Here is a 15,908-nt window from a genome sequence, read left to right on the forward strand (position 1 = left end):
CCCTCATGGGCGGCGGCCCAACGCAGAAGCTTCGCGCGCGAGCTGCTCGACCCTTGCGAAATCGCGCGCCTCAAGAAGCGCCGGCGCGACCATCCACGAACCGCCAACACAAGCCACATTGGACAACGCCAGATAGGCCGCAGCCTTCACCGCGTCGATACCGCCGGTCGGGCAGAAAATCAAATCGGGCAAGGGAGCCGAAAGAGAAGCGAGATATTTGGCGCCGCCCGCCGCCTCGGCCGGGAAAAACTTCATGGCAAGAAATCCCTGTTCTCGCAGTGCCATGGCTTCGGATGCGGTCGCCACACCCGGCAGCATCGGGATCGGGGCCCGCACGGCAGCCTCAAGCAAGCGGGGCGTCATCCCCGGGCTGACGAGAAACGCCGCCCCAGCCGCGGCGGCGGAAGCGATCTGATCCGGATCGAGAATCGTGCCGGCGCCAATGCACGCGTCAGGAAATGTCTTTGCGAGCGCCGCGATCGCGCTTTTCCCGGCGGCGGTGCGCAGGGTAACTTCGAGCACGGTCAACCCGCCCGCGATCAAGGCACGCGCCTGGGCGAGCGCATCCTCAATGCTGTGGACCGTGAGGACCGGAATGACCGGCGCGCGCCGCAACACCGCCAGGGTCGCCGTGCTATGGGGATAAAGCATGGTCAGCGCCCTTCCCTCGATGCGGCAAAGCTTGCCGGTCAGCCAAAAATGCTCGCGCCCAATTCTACTCCGCTCAGATGGGCGCGGAACATTTGAAACAGTTCCCGCCCGTAGCCATGCGCATGAGCCTCCAAATCGCAATCGGCGAGAGGCCGGCTTTGCAAAACCTCGGACGGAAGTTCGACCATCAACGTGCCCTCTTCCGCATCAAGCGTGATGATGTCACCATCACGCAGGCGTGCAATCGGTCCGCCATCCAACGCCTCCGGAGTGACATGGATCGCGGCCGGCACTTTTCCCGAGGCGCCGGACATACGGCCATCCGTGACAAGCGCAACCCTGTGGCCCCGGCCCATCACCGAGGTGAGGACAGGTGTCAATTTGTGCAGTTCCGGCATGCCGATCGCTTTCGCGCCCTGAAAGCGAACCACCGCGACGAAATCGCACTCAAGCTCACCGGCGTTGAAGGCGGCCTCCAATTCCTGCTGCGCATGAAAGACGCGGGCCGGCGCGCGTATTTTGCGATGTTCTGGCGCCACCGCGCTGATCTTGATCACCGCGCGGCCGAGATTGCCATCCAGCACCTTTAGGCCACCATCCTTGGAAAACGGATGTGTCGCGGATCGCAAAACCCCTTCGTCCAAGCTGGCGGACGGCGCCGGGCGAAAGGCGAGCTTGCCGCCGTCGAGATAGGGCTCCTGCGCATAAAATTCGAGTGTATGGCCGGCAATTGTTTTTGCATCCGGATGCAGGAGCCCCGCCTGCAGCAAGGAGGCGATGAGAAACCCGGTGCCGCCAGCCGCGGTAAAATGATTCACATCGGCCGTGCCGTTTGGATAGATGCGGGTCAGCAAGGGAACGGCTTTGGACACATCGGCGAAATCGTCGAGCGTCAAAACGATCCCGCCGGCGCGTGCCATGGCAATGAGGTGGATGACATGATTGGTCGAGCCTCCCGTGGCATGCAAAGCAACGATGCCGTTCACGAAAGCGCGCTCGTCGAGAACGGATGCCACCGGCGTGTATTCATTGCCGAGCGCAGTGATCGCCAACGCCCGCTGCGCCGCCGCAACCGTCAGCGCATCCCGCAAGGGGGTGTTCGGATTGACGAAGGAACTGCCCGGCAAATGCAATCCCATCGCCTCCATCAGCATTTGATTGGAGTTGGCGGTTCCATAAAAAGTGCAGGTCCCCGCGGAATGATAAGATGCGGCTTCCGCCTCCAGCAACTCGGCGCGCGAAGCTTTGCCTTCCGCATGAAGTTGGCGAATCTTGGATTTGTGTTGGTTGGGCAGGCCTGAGGGCATCGGGCCGGCCGGGATGAAGACGGCCGGCAAATGTCCGTAGGCCTGGGCCGCGATGACAAGTCCCGGCACGATTTTGTCGCAAACGCCTAAAAAGACAGCAGCATCGAACATATCGTGCGACAATGCGATGACCGCAGACATTGCAATGACATCGCGCGAGAACAGCGAAAGCTCCATGCCGGCGCGGCCTTGCGTGATGCCGTCGCACATGGCCGGAACACCGCCGGCGACCTGGGCCACACCGCCCGCCTCGCGGGCCGCATGTTTGATGATCTTGGGAAAGCGCTCGTAGGGCTGGTGCGCCGAGAGCATGTCGTTATAGGCGGTCACAATGGCAAGATTGGCGGCGGTGCCGGTCCGCAGCTCTTGTTTTTCATGCGAGACACAGGCGGCAAAACCATGCGCGAGATTGGCGCAGCCGAGCGCGCCGCGCCGCGGTCCATTGCTCCGCATAGCCTCGACCCGGCGCAGATAGCTTGTTCGTGTCGGCTCGCTACGTGCGCGAATACGCGCGGTGACGTGGACGATTGTCGGCTGAAGCATGCAGCGTTCAAGCCTCATCAAATAGCGGAGATCAGGAAAACGATCGTTCAGAGAGAGTAATATGATCGTTCACGCGGTGCAACACGGGTTTGCCGTTTCAGAGTCGCCCTTATCGATAGCAAACCCCATGCCCCATCAATCGGTCTCTTCGTCCCAACTGCGTCCGTCGCGCTCAACGAGAGCGATCGCCGCCGCCGGGCCCCAGGTGCCCGCGAAATAAGGCCGCGGCGCTTCGTTCATCTGGTTCCAGGCTTCGCCGATCGGATCGATCCACCGCCAAGCCGCCTCCACCTCGTCGCGGCGCATGAACAAGGTTGCATTGCCGCGGATCACATCCATCAAAAGGCGCTCATAGGCTTCCGGCGCATAGATGCTGAAGGCTTCGGCAAAGTTCATGTCGAGGGGGACGTGCTGCAGCCGCATTCCACCGGCGCCGGGCTCCTTCAGCATCAGCCAGAGCTTGATGCCTTCGTCGGGCTGCAGCCTTATGGCCAGCCTAGTCTGCGAAATCTTGCCCGATTCGAGGCTAAAGATCGAATGCGGAACCTTACGAAAGGCAACGATGACTTCCGAAACTCTTTGCGGCAAGCGTTTGCCGGTCCGTAGATAGAATGGCGTGCCCGCCCACCTCCAGTTTGCGATTTCGACTTTGAGCGCGACAAAGGTCTCGGTCATGCTGTGCTCATTGCCGACCTCCTGCGTGTAGCTCGGAACGGCACCTCCCTCGCTCGCCCCGGCACGATATTGTCCGCGCACGGTCAGCCGTGCGGCATTGCTGGCGTCAATGGGGATCAGCGAATTCAAGACCTTCAATTTTTCATCCCGCACGGCATCCGCATGCAGCGAGGCCGGCGGCTCCATCGCGACGAGACACAGGAGCTGCAGCAAATGATTCTGCACCATGTCGCGCAAGGCCCCAGAACTTTCGTAATAGGCGGCGCGCCCCTCGACGCCGATCGACTCCGCGACAGTGATTTCGACATGATCGATATGGGCTGAATTCCACAATGGCTCGAACAGAGCATTGGCGAAGCGCAGCGCCATCAGATTTTGCACCGTCTCCTTGCCGAGATAATGATCGATGCGGAAGATCCGCTTCTCCGGAAAGACCGCGCCGATCGCATCATTGATGAAGGCAGCCGAAGCGCCGTCCTTGCCAATCGGCTTTTCGACGATAATGCGGGAGGAAGGCGTAACGAGCAAATGAGCAGCAAGCTGCTTGGCGATCTGACCGAAATGATCCGGCCCCGTCGCAAGGTAGAAAGCCCGCACCCGCGCTGGATCGTCACCCAAGACCTTGGAAAGTTCGTCCCAACCGGTCTCTCCACTGATGTCGAGAACGACATAATGGATCATGTCGAGAAAGCTCTTGACCGCTTCCTCGCGTGCGATCCCGTCGGCAAACTGCTTCAGCGCCTTGGCGATCGACGCGCGGAATGAGGTGTCATCCAAATGCTGGCGCGACACGCCAACGAGCCGGGTCGGCTGCGAGAATTGGCCGTCAAGATAACGGTGAAACAGGGCCGGAAAGAGCTTGCGGTGCGCGAGATCGCCGGTCCCGCCGAAGACGACCAGATCGAAGGGAGGTACCTTCAGGATACGCGATACCATCGCTTTCCTTTATCTTCTTTGGCCGCAAAGAAGGAGCCTCAAGGCTCACGCAGGCGCGACCTCGATTGGCAGCCCCGTGCATCATGGCACAGCCGCGCGGACAAGCAATACCCGCCTGCGAACGGTTTCATGGGCCTCCTGGGCGGTGCCGTATCCGTTCGCCGAGGGTGGTGGCACTCAGCCGACAAGGACAAGCTCGAAACTACATGGGCCTTTGTCAAACCAATTGGCATGGTTCAGCGATCGGCCCTAGTCAAAAGACTCCTCGTCCCGGCGCGCCTTTGCGGCTTGCCCTTCGCTCAGGCGCCACCAAAAGGTCATGCCAATCCCCATAAGAGTTACGAGGCCCAAGACCAAAAACAGAACAGACTCTGTGAGCCATGCAATCGCCGGTACGCCAAGCGCCATGGCAATGCCTAGAGCGCAGATGTGCCAGGATACATGAACTCCGGCGACAAAAGTGCCAAGCGCCAGCAGCATCAAAAGGGCCAACCCTGTCGCCGGCGTACTAAGCATTCTTTGAACGTTGGGCAGGAGCACGATGTTCATGGCGACCAAAAAGGCCAGCCAATGGAGCGCTTGCGTCCAAACCATCCGAAACCGAAACTTGCGATCGTAAATATGGAACCACCCCGTGGTGATGCAGACGACTCCCATCGCGACCGCCAGAAACTCCCAATAGCCGATGAGGGGCTGGTGCGAGACGCTGGTATAGGCCACCCCCAATATCGTGAGCACCAGCACGGCGATGTAGGGCAACTCCCTGAGCCAAAGCCTCGCCAAGCCGGAACGGACGGGGAGACCCTCCGGATTATGTGCCGCGTCCAAATCGCTCATCAGCATCTTCCCATCCATAATCGTCACCGGCTGCAATATTATAGGACGTCCACGCATAGCTATCCATCAGAGCGCCTGGAAGGCAATCATTATCCGAGTGCTCGATCAGGACGATATCGCCCCAGAGCATGTTCCGAAAAAGTTGACCGACTTTTTCGATCAGAACATGCTCCACTCGTTGAACTTGAGCGATTCCTTTTCGATCAGATGATTCTATCTGATCGGGAAGCGCTCTAGCGCTCCCCACCTGTGCCACGGACTTAAATTTTAAAGAGACCTACTCGATCCCTACAGCATTGACTTAGCGCAAATGGCGGCGATGTCGAGTTCCCCGCGGGGATGGCGTTTTGGAATGGGCGTCAGGACGATCCGTCTGGGCCCTACTCGGCCGCGGCTTGCCGAAACCCCTCCGTTGCAGCGACCGGAACGGCGCTGCGCGGCTCGGTTGGAAAGAGCGGCTTAAAACGCCGCAATCGCAGCGCGTTCGAGACGACGAAAATCGACGAAAACGCCATGGCTCCCGCAGCCAGCATCGGCGACAAGAGAATGCCGAAGCTGGGAAAAAGCACGCCCGCCGCAACCGGGATCAGGACAATGTTGTAGCCAAAGGCCCAGAACAGATTTTGTTTGATGTTGCGCATTGTCACCCGGCTGAGCGCTACCGCCGTTGCCGCCGACCTGAGATCGCCGGCCATCAGCACGACATCGGCCGCCTCGATCGCGACATCCGTCCCGCCGCCGATCGCCAATCCGACATTGGCTTCCGCCAGTGCGGGCGCATCATTGATGCCGTCTCCGACAAAGGCGATCGCCGAATGCCGCGCGCGAAGGGCCCGCAGCGCTTCGATCTTGCCGTCCGGCAGGACCTCGGCGACGATTTGATCGATCCCGACCGACTTGGCCACCGCTTCGGCGGTCCGCCGATTGTCGCCAGTCACCATCACGACCTCCAGGCCCTGCTCCCGCAAGGCCTGCACCGCTTGCCGCGCCGTGGGGGATATTGGGTCGGCAATAACGATCAAGCCGGCAAGCTTGCCGTCGATCGCGGCATAAAGCGGTGATTTTGCCCCCTGGCCGAACCGGGCCGCGGCATCCGCGAAGACGCCCACATCAATACCAAGCGCCGCCATATAGCGATCCGCTCCAACCGCGACGTGGTGCCGGTTCTTTCTTCCAAACTTCCAAAGCATGAAGCGATCGGCACCCGCCGAGCCCTGCGGTCCTTCGACGTCGGCTTCGACTCCGAGGCCGGGTTTGGCAACGAAGTTGACCACCTGCCTTCGGATTGCGCCAGCCTGATCGGCGGCCTTGGCGACTGCCGCCGCGATGGGATGTTCGGAGCGCCCCTCCACCGCCGCGACCATTGCCAGCACTTCCGCAGGCTCGAACCCCGGAGCCGTTAGGAAATCGGTGAGTTCCGGCCGGCCCTTAGTAATCGTCCCGGTCTTGTCGAGGGCAATGGCCGTCACATTTGCCAGCGTTTGCAGGGCATCCCCCTTCCGAAAAAGGATTCCCAATTGCGCTCCGCGCCCCGTGCCGACCATGATCGACGTCGGCGTGGCGAGCCCCATGGCGCATGGACAGGCGATGATCAGCACGGCGACCATTTGGATCAACGCGTAGCTCAAAGGCGGCGCCGGCCCGAGCCAAAACCAGACGACGAAGGTCAGAGCGGCGACCGCTATCACGGCCGGCACGAACCATGCCGTGACTTTGTCGGCAAGCGCCTGGATCGGCAGTTTCGCGCCCTGCGCCTGCTCGACCATGCGGATGATCTGGGCGAGCACGGTGTCGGCGCCGATTCTGGTCACCTTGAAATTAAAGCTCCCCGTTGTGTTCAGCGTGCCGCCAACGACCTCGCCGCCCACGCCCTTGGCCACGGGCCGCGGCTCTCCGGTCAGCATCGACTCGTCGAGGAAAGAGGAACCTTCGACCACTTGCCCGTCGACAGGCACTTTTTCGCCAGGCTTGACCACAACAATGTCGCCGATGACGACCTCATCGAGAGCCACTTCGGCCGGCGCCCCGGCCCGCAGGACCCGCGCGGTCCTGGGCTTGAGACCGATCAATTGTTCAATCGCGGCCCCCGCGCGCCCTTTGGCGCGCGCCTCCAGACTGCGCCCGACGAGAATCAGCGTGACGATGACCGCGGCGGATTCAAAATAGACGTGCGAGGTCCCGGCCGGAAACAGCTGCGGGGCGAATGTAACCAGCGTTGAATAGGCAAAGGCGGCGCCGGAACCGAGCGCCACAAGCGCGTTCATATCGGGCGAGCCATGCCAAAGCGCGAGAATTCCGGTTTTGAAGAAGCGAAGGCCCGGACCAAACAGAACCAGCGCGGTCAGCACGAATTCGACGACCCTGCTTGTCTGCATGCCAATGGTCTGCATGACGAACATATGGACCGGCGGAAAAAGGTGGGCGCCCATTTCCAACGCAAAAACCGGAGTCGTCAGGACCAACGCCATGACAACGGCGCGAAAAAGTTCTTTGGCTTCCGCCTGCCGTTCATCCGGTTTCGATTTGGTCGGCGCGTCCGGAGCAATCTCATGCGTCGGATAGCCCGCCGATGAGACGGCCTTGGCGAGAGCCTCCGCATTGGTCGCGCCGGCAAGGAAACGAACCGTGCCGGTCCTGGTCGCGAGGTTGACATTCGCCTCGACCACCCCGGCAATGCTCTTGAACGCCTTCTCGGCGCGACTGACGCAAGAGGCACAACTTAATTTCCCGATGTCGAACCGCGCCGTTTCGATCGGGGTCTCGTAGCCGGCCTTATGGATCGCGGCGACGACTGCCTCCGCGTCGGGAGAAGTCTTGAAGCCGACCTCGGCGCGCTCCGTGGCGAGATTGACCGAGGCCGAAGCAACACCGGGCGCGGCACGAATGGCTTTCTCGACCCGCCCCACGCAGGACGCACAGGACATGCCCTTGACACGAAGGCTTATCGTCGCGGCGTGTTTCGGCTCGGCTGAAAGTGAAGACATCAATGATTTGCCTTGGGTCAATTGGACGAATTGGCGTTCTCAACCGCACACTCATAGCCGGCAACACCTATCGCGGCGATGACTGCAGCAATGTCCGGCGTCCCGGAAAAATATACCTCGGCGCGCTTCGTCGCGAGATTGACCGAAGCCGAAGCGACGCCCGGCGTCGCGCGGATCGCTTTCTCGACCCGGCCCACGCAGGACTCACAGGCCATGCCCTCGACACGAATACTGACGGGAGCGGTTTTGCTGGGGTTGGCAGATAGGGAGGACATGGAAGCTTCCTTTACAAATAGTTGAGCTAAAGGGTGCCCTTGCATCCTAGATCATCGCAGTCAGCCGCGAAAACAAGGGTTGAGGCAGCTTGTAGCACCGCCCCCGCTCATCGGGCGGGCGGAATTGCGTCGCCTACCACGGGCGGATCGAGGAGATCTGCACATTTTCAGGGCGACGACCGAACCCAAAACCGAATCGATTGTCATCGCACCGGCTCCTTTCCTTCCTTTGGCGGAATATGAGGCAGATAGATGACTTGGCCGATTTTCAATTTTTTGGCATCGAGAAGCGGATTGGCTTTGGCGATTTCCTGCCAGTTTCGTTCGTCGCCATACCGCTTTTTGGCAATCCTGGAGAGAGTATCACCCGCGGCAACCGTATAAGTCGGCAATGCCGCACGGCTTTCCTCCGAACCCGCGGGGGCCCCACTGGCGGCGGGCGGCGGTGCCGCAGTCATGATCGCGGATTCCGGTGGGGAAGGCGGGGTTTCCACGGCAGCAACGGCCGGCGGTTTCGTTGTGACGTCTGGCTCCTCGATAATATCGAATTGCCCATGCAGCATGCCCATCCAACAGCTCCAGGGGATGATTCCTGTTTCATGGGGCGTAAATTCGATGGTTTGCAGGCCGTCCTTGATATCAAATTCCAGGGCGAGCTTAGGGACAATGATACGCCGGTTGCATTCCGTGACTTCCTTGCCATCGATGATCCATTTGACCGGGATCCCCCTGCGCAAGACGAACCGATTTGGTTCAAACCCCGATTTGACGACATTCATCGTGATGGTTTGAACATTGTCCGCCACCGGTGATGTCGGATGTGGTGCCTCTGCCAAACCAAGTTTGGCGGATACCACTGTTAACGCGGATTGCAGATCGTAGCCGGCACCGGTAAGGATCAGTCCACGATTGATCATGACCGCACCCAAGGCAATCAAAATCGCACCCGACGCGCGCAACAATTGATGAGTCAGCGCCCCGGAAATCAAACTCGTCAAGAAGCCGAAACTGAGTAAAACGGGCAGCGTTCCGATGCCGAATGTAAACAGCATCTTCGCGCCCTCGATTGCGCTGCCGGTGCCCGCCGCCATTACATACATGGCCTGCAAGGGGCCACAGGCGATCATCAGGCCATTCAACAGGCCGATCACGAAGGGGCGGTTACGACTGCGGCTCTGTTGGCCGACAAAGCGCGCGACGCTGGCGGGGAGCTTGAAGCGGATCCTCCGTAACACAGGGAAGACATTCAACATGTTCAGGCCGAAGATAATCAAAAATATCCCGGCGGAAACAGCCGCGAACCCGCGCAACAAAGGCGTGAAGGTGACAATCGCACCCAGCAGTCCGAATGTGGCGCCGATCAGCGTATAAGAGAGGGTTTTCCCAAGACCATAAAGCCCGTGCGACAAATGGGAGCTTCGTCCCAGGCGCGCGTCGTCCGCCGTGTAGCTCAACACAAATCCGCCGCACATGCCGACGCAGTGGAACCCGGTCAGCAACCCCAGCATCAATATTAGGCCATAGCTTAAATGCGCGCTGACGTCCGGTACGCCGCCCGTGCTGATGAATTTCGTGTCGAGGAAAATGATGAGGAAAATGCCCGCAATGCCAAGGAGGACCGCAGCGAGCGTCTTGGCGCGGTTGGGAGGAGCCTCGGTTTCGTTCGCGAGCACGCAGCGGTAGCCCTTGCGCGCAACCGTGGCACAAATTTCCTCGACGTTGGTTGACGATGGCTTGAAGAGGACGGTGACGATCTCGGTCGGATAATCGGCCTTGACCCGCTGCACGCCAGAAAGCTTGCGCACCGAGTCCTCGATAATATGCTCGCAGCCAGAGCAATGCATGCCGCGTGCGCGGAAGGTAACCTCGTGCGTACTCATTGCATGAAACGAAATTTTTTCACCTTCAAGGGCACAGCTAAAGCCGGAAACCGGCAATTGACGTGACAATATTCTCCGACGTTAAGCTCGGACAAATCTTCGTAAATGCCCGCTGGCTTTAAGACGGTTTGATCGCACGCAACCTGCCACCAGGGATGAAATAATGCTGATGTGCATGGCTAGATCGATGACCTAGCCTTCCGAAGGCGTCATGACACCTTACCCTAATGATGGATAATTGTGAATGGGAAGGAATGCGGCGGCGTTCAGGCCGCCGCGCCCTCGCATCGCGACACGGCGGCCAGACTCCACCCTCCGCTGCAGAGCAATACGCTTACATCTTCCCCATAGGGCCCTTGAGGATTTCATTGGCGGTTTTTTTCTGCTCATCGCTCAGAGCAGCGTAAAGCGGCTGCAAGGTCGCCTTGATGGCGCGCACAGACTCCAGGTGCATCGTCATGTGCTGCTCCATCATATTTAGCTTATCAAGGATATCCGAAGTCATCATCGCCCCGCCATGCTCCTTCATCGCCGCACAATGCTGCGCCCTTTTCTGCCCGTTGCTGCGATAGGCATCGGCGAAGGCATTCCATAGCGGCATCTGCGCGTCAGTGATCTTCAATTCGGCTTTGAGATAGGCGAGCTTGCCCTCGATATGGGTGCCCATGCCGCACATCATCATTCCGGGGCCCATACCCTCATGGCCCATGCCTTCGTGGCCCATGCCTTCGTGGTTCATCATGCCTTCATGACTCATGCCTTCATGGCTCATCATACCTTCGTGACCCATGCCCTCATGCTTCATTGGCATGCCGCCGCCTTGCATCATCCCAGGCATGCCCTGAGCGCCGGCGGCGGTAATTCCGCTGGCGAAAATCAAAACGGCAGCCGCCGCCAATTTGATCTTGCCCATTTTCATCTTGTCCGACCGCATCGCGATTCCTCCAATAGAAGCGTTTCCATTATGAATAAATATAGACGACTGGCCTCCACCGGTTTGATTTCGCTCAATAGGGCCAACAAACGAGAGGGGAGCACAGCGATGCATATATGCACGGGGCGCTCTTTCGGCCACGCGCATAAGGCAACCCGAGGAGCGGAGGAGGTCGATCAGAACGTATCAGCCCAAGGTGGGCCTGAACACAAACGCGTGAGCGGCCACCGGCCGGACGGGACGGATACCAATCCAGCCGGAGGAATCTTGTCAGTGCTTGAGGTCTTCCGGCAACTTGCCGCCATTGGCTGCAAGCTTCGCCATGATCTGTTTATGAAGCCAAATATTCATCGACGCGGAATTATTGGTATCTCCTTCGTAATGAAGCTCCTTCGCAAGCTCCTTGCGCGCGCCAAGACTGCTCTCCATGGATAAGAGCTTCATGAGATCGACGATGGAATGTTTCCAATCGAGCTTTTCACTTGCCTTAGCATATAAATCGTCGAGCACGGACGCGACATCGACTGACGATGCCGCTGGCGACGAAGCAGAAGACGGTGCAGACGGCGTTCCGCCAGCTTGAGCGGAGGGCGCCGCCGTCGCCGAAGTTGGGGATGGAGACGTACCTAATATTTTCGACAGGATGGTTCCTAAGATGCTCATCGCACGCTCCTATTCGAAACGGGAAATGTGGGAGTTCGCATTTCATCCCCCCAAGGCAGTATTTGCGACGGCCTGAGTTTTTTGGCCGGCCAAACCCTGCCGCCGCCGTTTACCCGCGTTAATGCGCGTCTCCCGCGTGAGTTCCAGGTTTTGGCCGCTCGTCGGGCGGCGCCTTCCGCCGCCCGCTGTTTTCCCGTGCGCTACCGATCCTTCAAATCCAAGGCCGGGGTAAGATCGCCGAGATGTCCACTTCCCGCCGCTGTCATGGCTTCGTCGCGCGTCTTCAGGCCCGCGAGCAAGGGCAGATCGAACCGCCGGGTGATAAACCGAAGGATCGAAGTCGTGTCGTAGAGCGTATGGTCCACGGTGCCCTTTTTTGCGTAAGGGGAAATAATCAATGCGGGAATGCGGGTTCCGGGTCCCCAGCGGTCGGCCTTCGGCGGCGCGACATGGTCCCAGAAGCCGCCGTTCTCATCATAGGCGACGATCACCAGCATGTGGTCCCACTGAGGACTTCTCTCGAGATGGCCGATCACGTCGGCAATATGTTGATCGCCCGTCGCGAGATCGGCATAGCCGGGGTGCTCGGTGAGATTCCCCTGCGGCTTGTAAAATGCGACCTTCGGGAGCTTTCCCGCATCAATGACCTTGAGGAATTCGCTACCCTCCAAGCCGCCGTCTTTCAAATGCTCGGCCCGCGCCTCAGTGCCGGGAGCCAGGGTTGCGAAATAATTGAACGGCTGATGATGATACTGGAAGTTCGGGTCTGGGCTCGAATTCTGGCCATCCAGCGTCGACTGCCATCCTCCGGCGTACCAAGCCCAATGGATTCCCTTCGCACTGAGAAGATCGCCGATGGTTGGGACGGTCTGCGGCGGTATCGTGATTGCCGACTTAGGATCGGTGAACCGCGGATCGCCGCCCTTTGCTGGCTTGGCTGCGCTCGGCTGATAGGGAGGCTGCATGGTGTTGACGACATAGAAGTCGGGCGTGAGATTGCCGTCGCGCACAAATTTGGGAGTACACGCCATCGCCGAGCCAGCCGAGTCGTCGGCAATCTTAAGTGTCACGCCATCTTCTTCCACCGCACTGATCTGTTCCTGCGCGTAAGATTGGTCGGCGTTCGGATAGAATGGCGTGCAGGCGCAAGCCAAATGGAAATGGTTGAGGAACGAGCCCCCGAATGCACCTTGAAAGAAATTATCGGCGAGCACATATCGCTTGGCGATATTCCAGAGCGCAAGCTTCGAGCCGTCGTAATGCCCCATGACGAGCGCGCCCGAGTCCGTATAGGCGACGAAGCGGTCATTCTTGCCGTGGTTGATCTGCATCTGATTTTGATAGAACCGGTGCACGAGATCAGAGGTGGCGACAGCCACTGACAAATTGAAGCCCTTGGGATCGTCGATGGCAAAGGGTGCGTTGGGCTGATGTTCCGTCTGCGCCTTCGTGATCGCGGGCGTTACACCTTTTGCCGTCAGGCCCTTCCAGATTGGCGGCAGTTCTTTCAGCGGCTTACCGTCGCGATCGACTTGAAGGGTCGCTTCCGGGGCGAGATTTTGCAAGCCGTTCGCACCGGGAAAGCTTCCGTATAAATTATCAAAGCTTCTGTTTTCTGCGTAAATAACGACAATTGTCTCAATCTTGTTGAGAAGCGGGTCTTCGGCGCCCCTCACACTCGTCGGCGAAGCAACGAGCATACCCAAGGCTCCCGCCAACACAACATTCAGGTCAATACGGACCATTCTTACCCTCCCTATCACACCGCCGCCGCCCGCATTTGGCCGGGCAGCAACGCTACCTTTGCGGTATGACAGGGAAACGGCAAGCAGAGTTTTTAATGGCCCCAGAGGCACGGGCAGGCCGGCGAACACGCGCCAGACCTGCAATCAGAGTCACCGAGACGTCATCCCCCGATGATACGAAGCCCCAGCTGAAGACGTCCGTCGGTCAATAGATAGGACAAGGGTCCCTCGCTCCAGCCGTTTCCGGCGGAACGGGCAGCGGCCCTGTTTGCCGGCCATAACTCCGCGAGACATTCACGTGCATGATTTCGCCCGCTCTACCGATCCCCTGCCAAAGGTCTGGGACCCCGAAAGCCGCGTTGGAGACATGTTGCGCGGCAGGCGAGGCCTGGTGGTGGGAATCGCCAACGAACACAGCATCGCATATGGCTGCGCGGTGAAACTGCACGCCTTCGGGGCCGATTTGGCGGTTACCTTTCTTAACGAAAAGGCGGAACCTTTTGTTCGTCCTCTCGCCGAGCAGCTGCAGGCGCAGTTGATCCTGCCGCTCGACGTCGAGCAGCCAGGGCAACTCGAGGCCGTGTTCGAGCGTATTAAAAGCGAATGGGGCAGCCTCGACTTCGTCGTTCATTCGATCGCCTTCGCCCCACGCCAGGACCTGCATGGACGCGTGGTCGATTGTTCGCTGGCTGGATTTCAGCAAGCCATGCGGGTCTCCTGCTACTCATTCATCGAAATGGCGCGGTTGGCCGAGCCCTTGATCGCTCCCGGCGGCGCATTGCTCACGATGAGCTATTACGGCGCCGACAAGGTGGTGAACAATTACAATGTGATGGGTCCCGTGAAGGCGGCCCTGGAGGCAACGACGCGGTATCTCGCAGCCGAACTCGGCGAGAAAGGCATCCGGGTGTTCGCCGTCTCTCCCGGCCCGCTGAAGACCAGAGCGGCCAGCGGCATCGCCGCCTTCGATGAACTCGTCGAGGCGGCGGTGGCTCGAGCGCCGGCGCACCGCTTGGTCGACATTGCCGAGGTGGGACGGGTGGTTTCGTTCCTCGTGGGCGGCGGCTCATCCGGCATGACCGGAGATACGATCTTTATCGACGCCGGCCTTCATATCATGGGCTGACACGGAATGGCATTATGCAAAGAGCGATTTCAGCTGCTGACGCGGCGGCGCTAATCCCGGACGGGGCGAGCTTGATGTTCGGCGGCTTCATGGGCGTCGGTTCGCCTGACCGGATCATCGACGCACTCGTCGCGCGCGGCGCCCGCGGATTAACCATCATCGGCAATGACACCGCCTTTCCCGGTGTGGGCGTCGGCAAGCTGATCGATGCTGGATGCGTCGCTCAGGCGAGATTATCGCATATTGGCACGAACCCGGTGACCCAGAAAAAGATGCTCGCCGGCGAGATCCAGGTCGATCTGATTCCGCAAGGCACGCTGGCCGAACGCATCCGCGCCGGCGGCAGCGGCCTTGGCGGCATCCTGACGCCAACCGGTGTCGGCACAGTGGTGGAAAAAGGCAAAAAGGTCATCGAGATCGAGGGCCACGCCTACTTGCTTGAGCTGCCGATGCGCGCCGATTTCGCGCTCATCCGCGCGCGTGAGGCGGACTATAATTGCAATCTCACCTATCGTTTGACAGCAACCAATTTCAACCCGCTCATCGCCTTCGCCGCAGACTGCGTGATCGCCGAGCCTGATGAAATCGTGCCGGTCGGCGTGATTCCGCCGGACGCGGTGCGCACGCCGGGGATTCTCGTGCATCATCTCGTCGAAAGGCCGCATTGATGGACGCCAAGGAACTGATCGCCCGGCGGGTCGCGCTGGAGCTGCGGAACCGCACGCTTGTCAATCTGGGCATCGGACTGCCGACCTTGGTCGCCCGCTATGTGCCGGAAGGGATATCCGTCGCCTTCCAAAGCGAAAACGGAATCATTGGGTTCGGCGCGCCGCCGCCCGAGGGAATGGAAGATCCGAACCTGACCGACGCCGGCGGCGGCTTTATTTCGGCGCTCCCCGGCGCGGCGAGTTTTGACAGCGGCACGAGCTTCGCCCTCATCCGGGGCGGCCATCTCGACATGACGGTTCTCGGCGGACTGCAAGTCGATGCAGAAGGCCACCTCGCCAATTGGATGGTTCCCGGCAAACTTGTCCCCGGCATGGGCGGCGCGATGGACCTCGTCGTGGGTGCCAAGCGCGTGATCGTCGCCATGCAGCACGCCGCCAAGGGCCAGCCGAAGATCGTCGCCAGCCTCACCTTGCCGCCCACCGCGACGCGGCGCGTAAGCCTTGTCGTCACCGAGATGGCGGTGATCGAACCAACCCCCGAAGGGTTGCTCCTGCGGGAGCGGGCGCCTGGCGTAAGCGTGGAAGACATCGTGGCCAGTACTGGCGCCAATCTTCTGATCATCGGAGATGTGCCGGAAATGCCGATCGAGATTCCCGCTCGAGAGGCGGCGTGAGGGAGGCATA

The 15,908-nt window shown here is 59.9% G+C and carries 14 protein-coding genes; 3 read left to right on the forward strand and 11 right to left on the reverse strand.

Annotated elements, in window-relative coordinates:
• Positions 1-3: 3 nt before the first annotated feature.
• From CU048_03170 to CU048_03220, 11 genes are all read right to left on the reverse strand, one after another.
• A complete protein-coding gene (locus CU048_03170) occupies positions 4-651 on the reverse strand; it encodes a keto-deoxy-phosphogluconate aldolase (protein ID QBR70441.1) in 648 nt (215 codons plus the stop codon).
• 38 nt (positions 652-689) lie between these two features.
• A complete protein-coding gene (locus tag CU048_03175) occupies positions 690-2,501 on the reverse strand; it encodes a phosphogluconate dehydratase (protein ID QBR70442.1) in 1,812 nt (603 codons plus the stop codon).
• A gap of 135 nt (positions 2,502-2,636) precedes the next feature.
• The gene (zwf, locus tag CU048_03180; protein QBR70443.1) at positions 2,637-4,112 is read right to left on the reverse strand and encodes a glucose-6-phosphate dehydrogenase; all 1,476 of its coding nucleotides are present in this window, start codon (positions 4,110-4,112) and stop codon (positions 2,637-2,639) included.
• 249 nt (positions 4,113-4,361) lie between these two features.
• A complete protein-coding gene (locus tag CU048_03185; GenBank protein ID QBR70444.1) occupies positions 4,362-4,949 on the reverse strand; it encodes a hypothetical protein in 588 nt (195 codons plus the stop codon).
• Positions 4,924-5,124: a hypothetical protein gene (locus CU048_03190; GenBank protein ID QBR70445.1), complete on the reverse strand. Its 201-nt coding sequence runs from the start codon at positions 5,122-5,124 to the stop codon at positions 4,924-4,926. The genes CU048_03185 and CU048_03190 overlap by 26 nt, the downstream gene beginning before the upstream one ends.
• Before the next feature lie 205 nt (positions 5,125-5,329).
• Positions 5,330-7,933, reverse strand: coding sequence for a heavy metal translocating P-type ATPase (locus tag CU048_03195; protein ID QBR70446.1), 2,604 nt, complete (start codon positions 7,931-7,933; stop codon positions 5,330-5,332).
• Positions 7,934-7,950: 17 nt separating this feature from the next.
• Positions 7,951-8,208, reverse strand: coding sequence for a hypothetical protein (locus CU048_03200; GenBank protein ID QBR70447.1), 258 nt, complete (start codon positions 8,206-8,208; stop codon positions 7,951-7,953).
• A 203-nt stretch (positions 8,209-8,411) separates the two neighbouring features.
• A complete protein-coding gene (locus CU048_03205; protein ID QBR70448.1) occupies positions 8,412-10,088 on the reverse strand; it encodes a heavy metal transporter in 1,677 nt (558 codons plus the stop codon).
• A 334-nt stretch (positions 10,089-10,422) separates the two neighbouring features.
• Entirely contained in the window at positions 10,423-11,169 is a 747-nt protein-coding gene (locus CU048_03210; GenBank protein ID QBR70449.1) for a hypothetical protein, read from the reverse strand.
• Positions 11,170-11,292: 123 nt separating this feature from the next.
• Positions 11,293-11,685 carry a hypothetical protein gene (locus tag CU048_03215; protein ID QBR70450.1) on the reverse strand — a complete coding sequence of 131 codons (393 nt, stop codon included), beginning with the start codon at positions 11,683-11,685 and terminating at the stop codon, positions 11,293-11,295.
• Between the two features lie 200 nt (positions 11,686-11,885).
• Positions 11,886-13,430: an acid phosphatase gene (locus CU048_03220; protein QBR70451.1), complete on the reverse strand. Its 1,545-nt coding sequence runs from the start codon at positions 13,428-13,430 to the stop codon at positions 11,886-11,888.
• A gap of 367 nt (positions 13,431-13,797) precedes the next feature.
• Here CU048_03220 and CU048_03225 point away from each other — a divergent pair, with 367 nt between their 5' ends.
• The 3 genes from CU048_03225 to CU048_03235 are packed head-to-tail and all read left to right on the forward strand — an operon-like array spanning position 13,798 to position 15,898.
• Entirely contained in the window at positions 13,798-14,556 is a 759-nt protein-coding gene (locus tag CU048_03225) for an enoyl-[acyl-carrier-protein] reductase FabI (protein ID QBR72619.1), read from the forward strand.
• 11 nt (positions 14,557-14,567) lie between these two features.
• On the forward strand, positions 14,568-15,224 hold the full coding sequence (locus CU048_03230) for an acetyl-CoA--acetoacetyl-CoA transferase subunit alpha (protein ID QBR70452.1): 657 nt from the start codon (positions 14,568-14,570) through the stop codon (positions 15,222-15,224).
• Positions 15,224-15,898: a succinyl-CoA--3-ketoacid-CoA transferase gene (locus tag CU048_03235; GenBank protein ID QBR70453.1), complete on the forward strand. Its 675-nt coding sequence runs from the start codon at positions 15,224-15,226 to the stop codon at positions 15,896-15,898. The genes CU048_03230 and CU048_03235 overlap by 1 nt, the downstream gene beginning before the upstream one ends.
• Positions 15,899-15,908: the final 10 nt, after the last annotated feature.

Source organism: Beijerinckiaceae bacterium, from assembly GCA_004564215.1.
Classification (GTDB): Bacteria; Pseudomonadota; Alphaproteobacteria; order Rhizobiales; family Beijerinckiaceae; genus Methylocapsa.

Bases quoted from the DNA above. Each gene is read 5' to 3' on its own strand.
- CU048_03170 (QBR70441.1), bottom strand. From the start codon at position 651: ATGCTTTATCCCCATAGCACGGCGACCCTGGCGGTGTTGCGGCGCGCG.
- CU048_03175 (QBR70442.1), bottom strand. From the start codon at position 2,501: ATGCTTCAGCCGACAATCGTCCACGTCACCGCGCGTATTCGCGCACGT.
- zwf (QBR70443.1), bottom strand. From the start codon at position 4,112: ATGGTATCGCGTATCCTGAAGGTACCTCCCTTCGATCTGGTCGTCTTC.
- CU048_03185 (QBR70444.1), bottom strand. From the start codon at position 4,949: ATGAGCGATTTGGACGCGGCACATAATCCGGAGGGTCTCCCCGTCCGT.
- CU048_03195 (QBR70446.1), bottom strand. From the start codon at position 7,933: ATGTCTTCACTTTCAGCCGAGCCGAAACACGCCGCGACGATAAGCCTT.
- CU048_03200 (QBR70447.1), bottom strand. From the start codon at position 8,208: ATGTCCTCCCTATCTGCCAACCCCAGCAAAACCGCTCCCGTCAGTATT.
- CU048_03205 (QBR70448.1), bottom strand. From the start codon at position 10,088: ATGAGTACGCACGAGGTTACCTTCCGCGCACGCGGCATGCATTGCTCT.
- CU048_03210 (QBR70449.1), bottom strand. From the start codon at position 11,169: ATGCGCGTGGCCGAAAGAGCGCCCCGTGCATATATGCATCGCTGTGCT.
- CU048_03215 (QBR70450.1), bottom strand. From the start codon at position 11,685: ATGAGCATCTTAGGAACCATCCTGTCGAAAATATTAGGTACGTCTCCA.
- CU048_03220 (QBR70451.1), bottom strand. From the start codon at position 13,430: ATGGTCCGTATTGACCTGAATGTTGTGTTGGCGGGAGCCTTGGGTATG.
- CU048_03225 (QBR72619.1), top strand. From the start codon at position 13,798: ATGTTGCGCGGCAGGCGAGGCCTGGTGGTGGGAATCGCCAACGAACAC.
- CU048_03235 (QBR70453.1), top strand. From the start codon at position 15,224: ATGGACGCCAAGGAACTGATCGCCCGGCGGGTCGCGCTGGAGCTGCGG.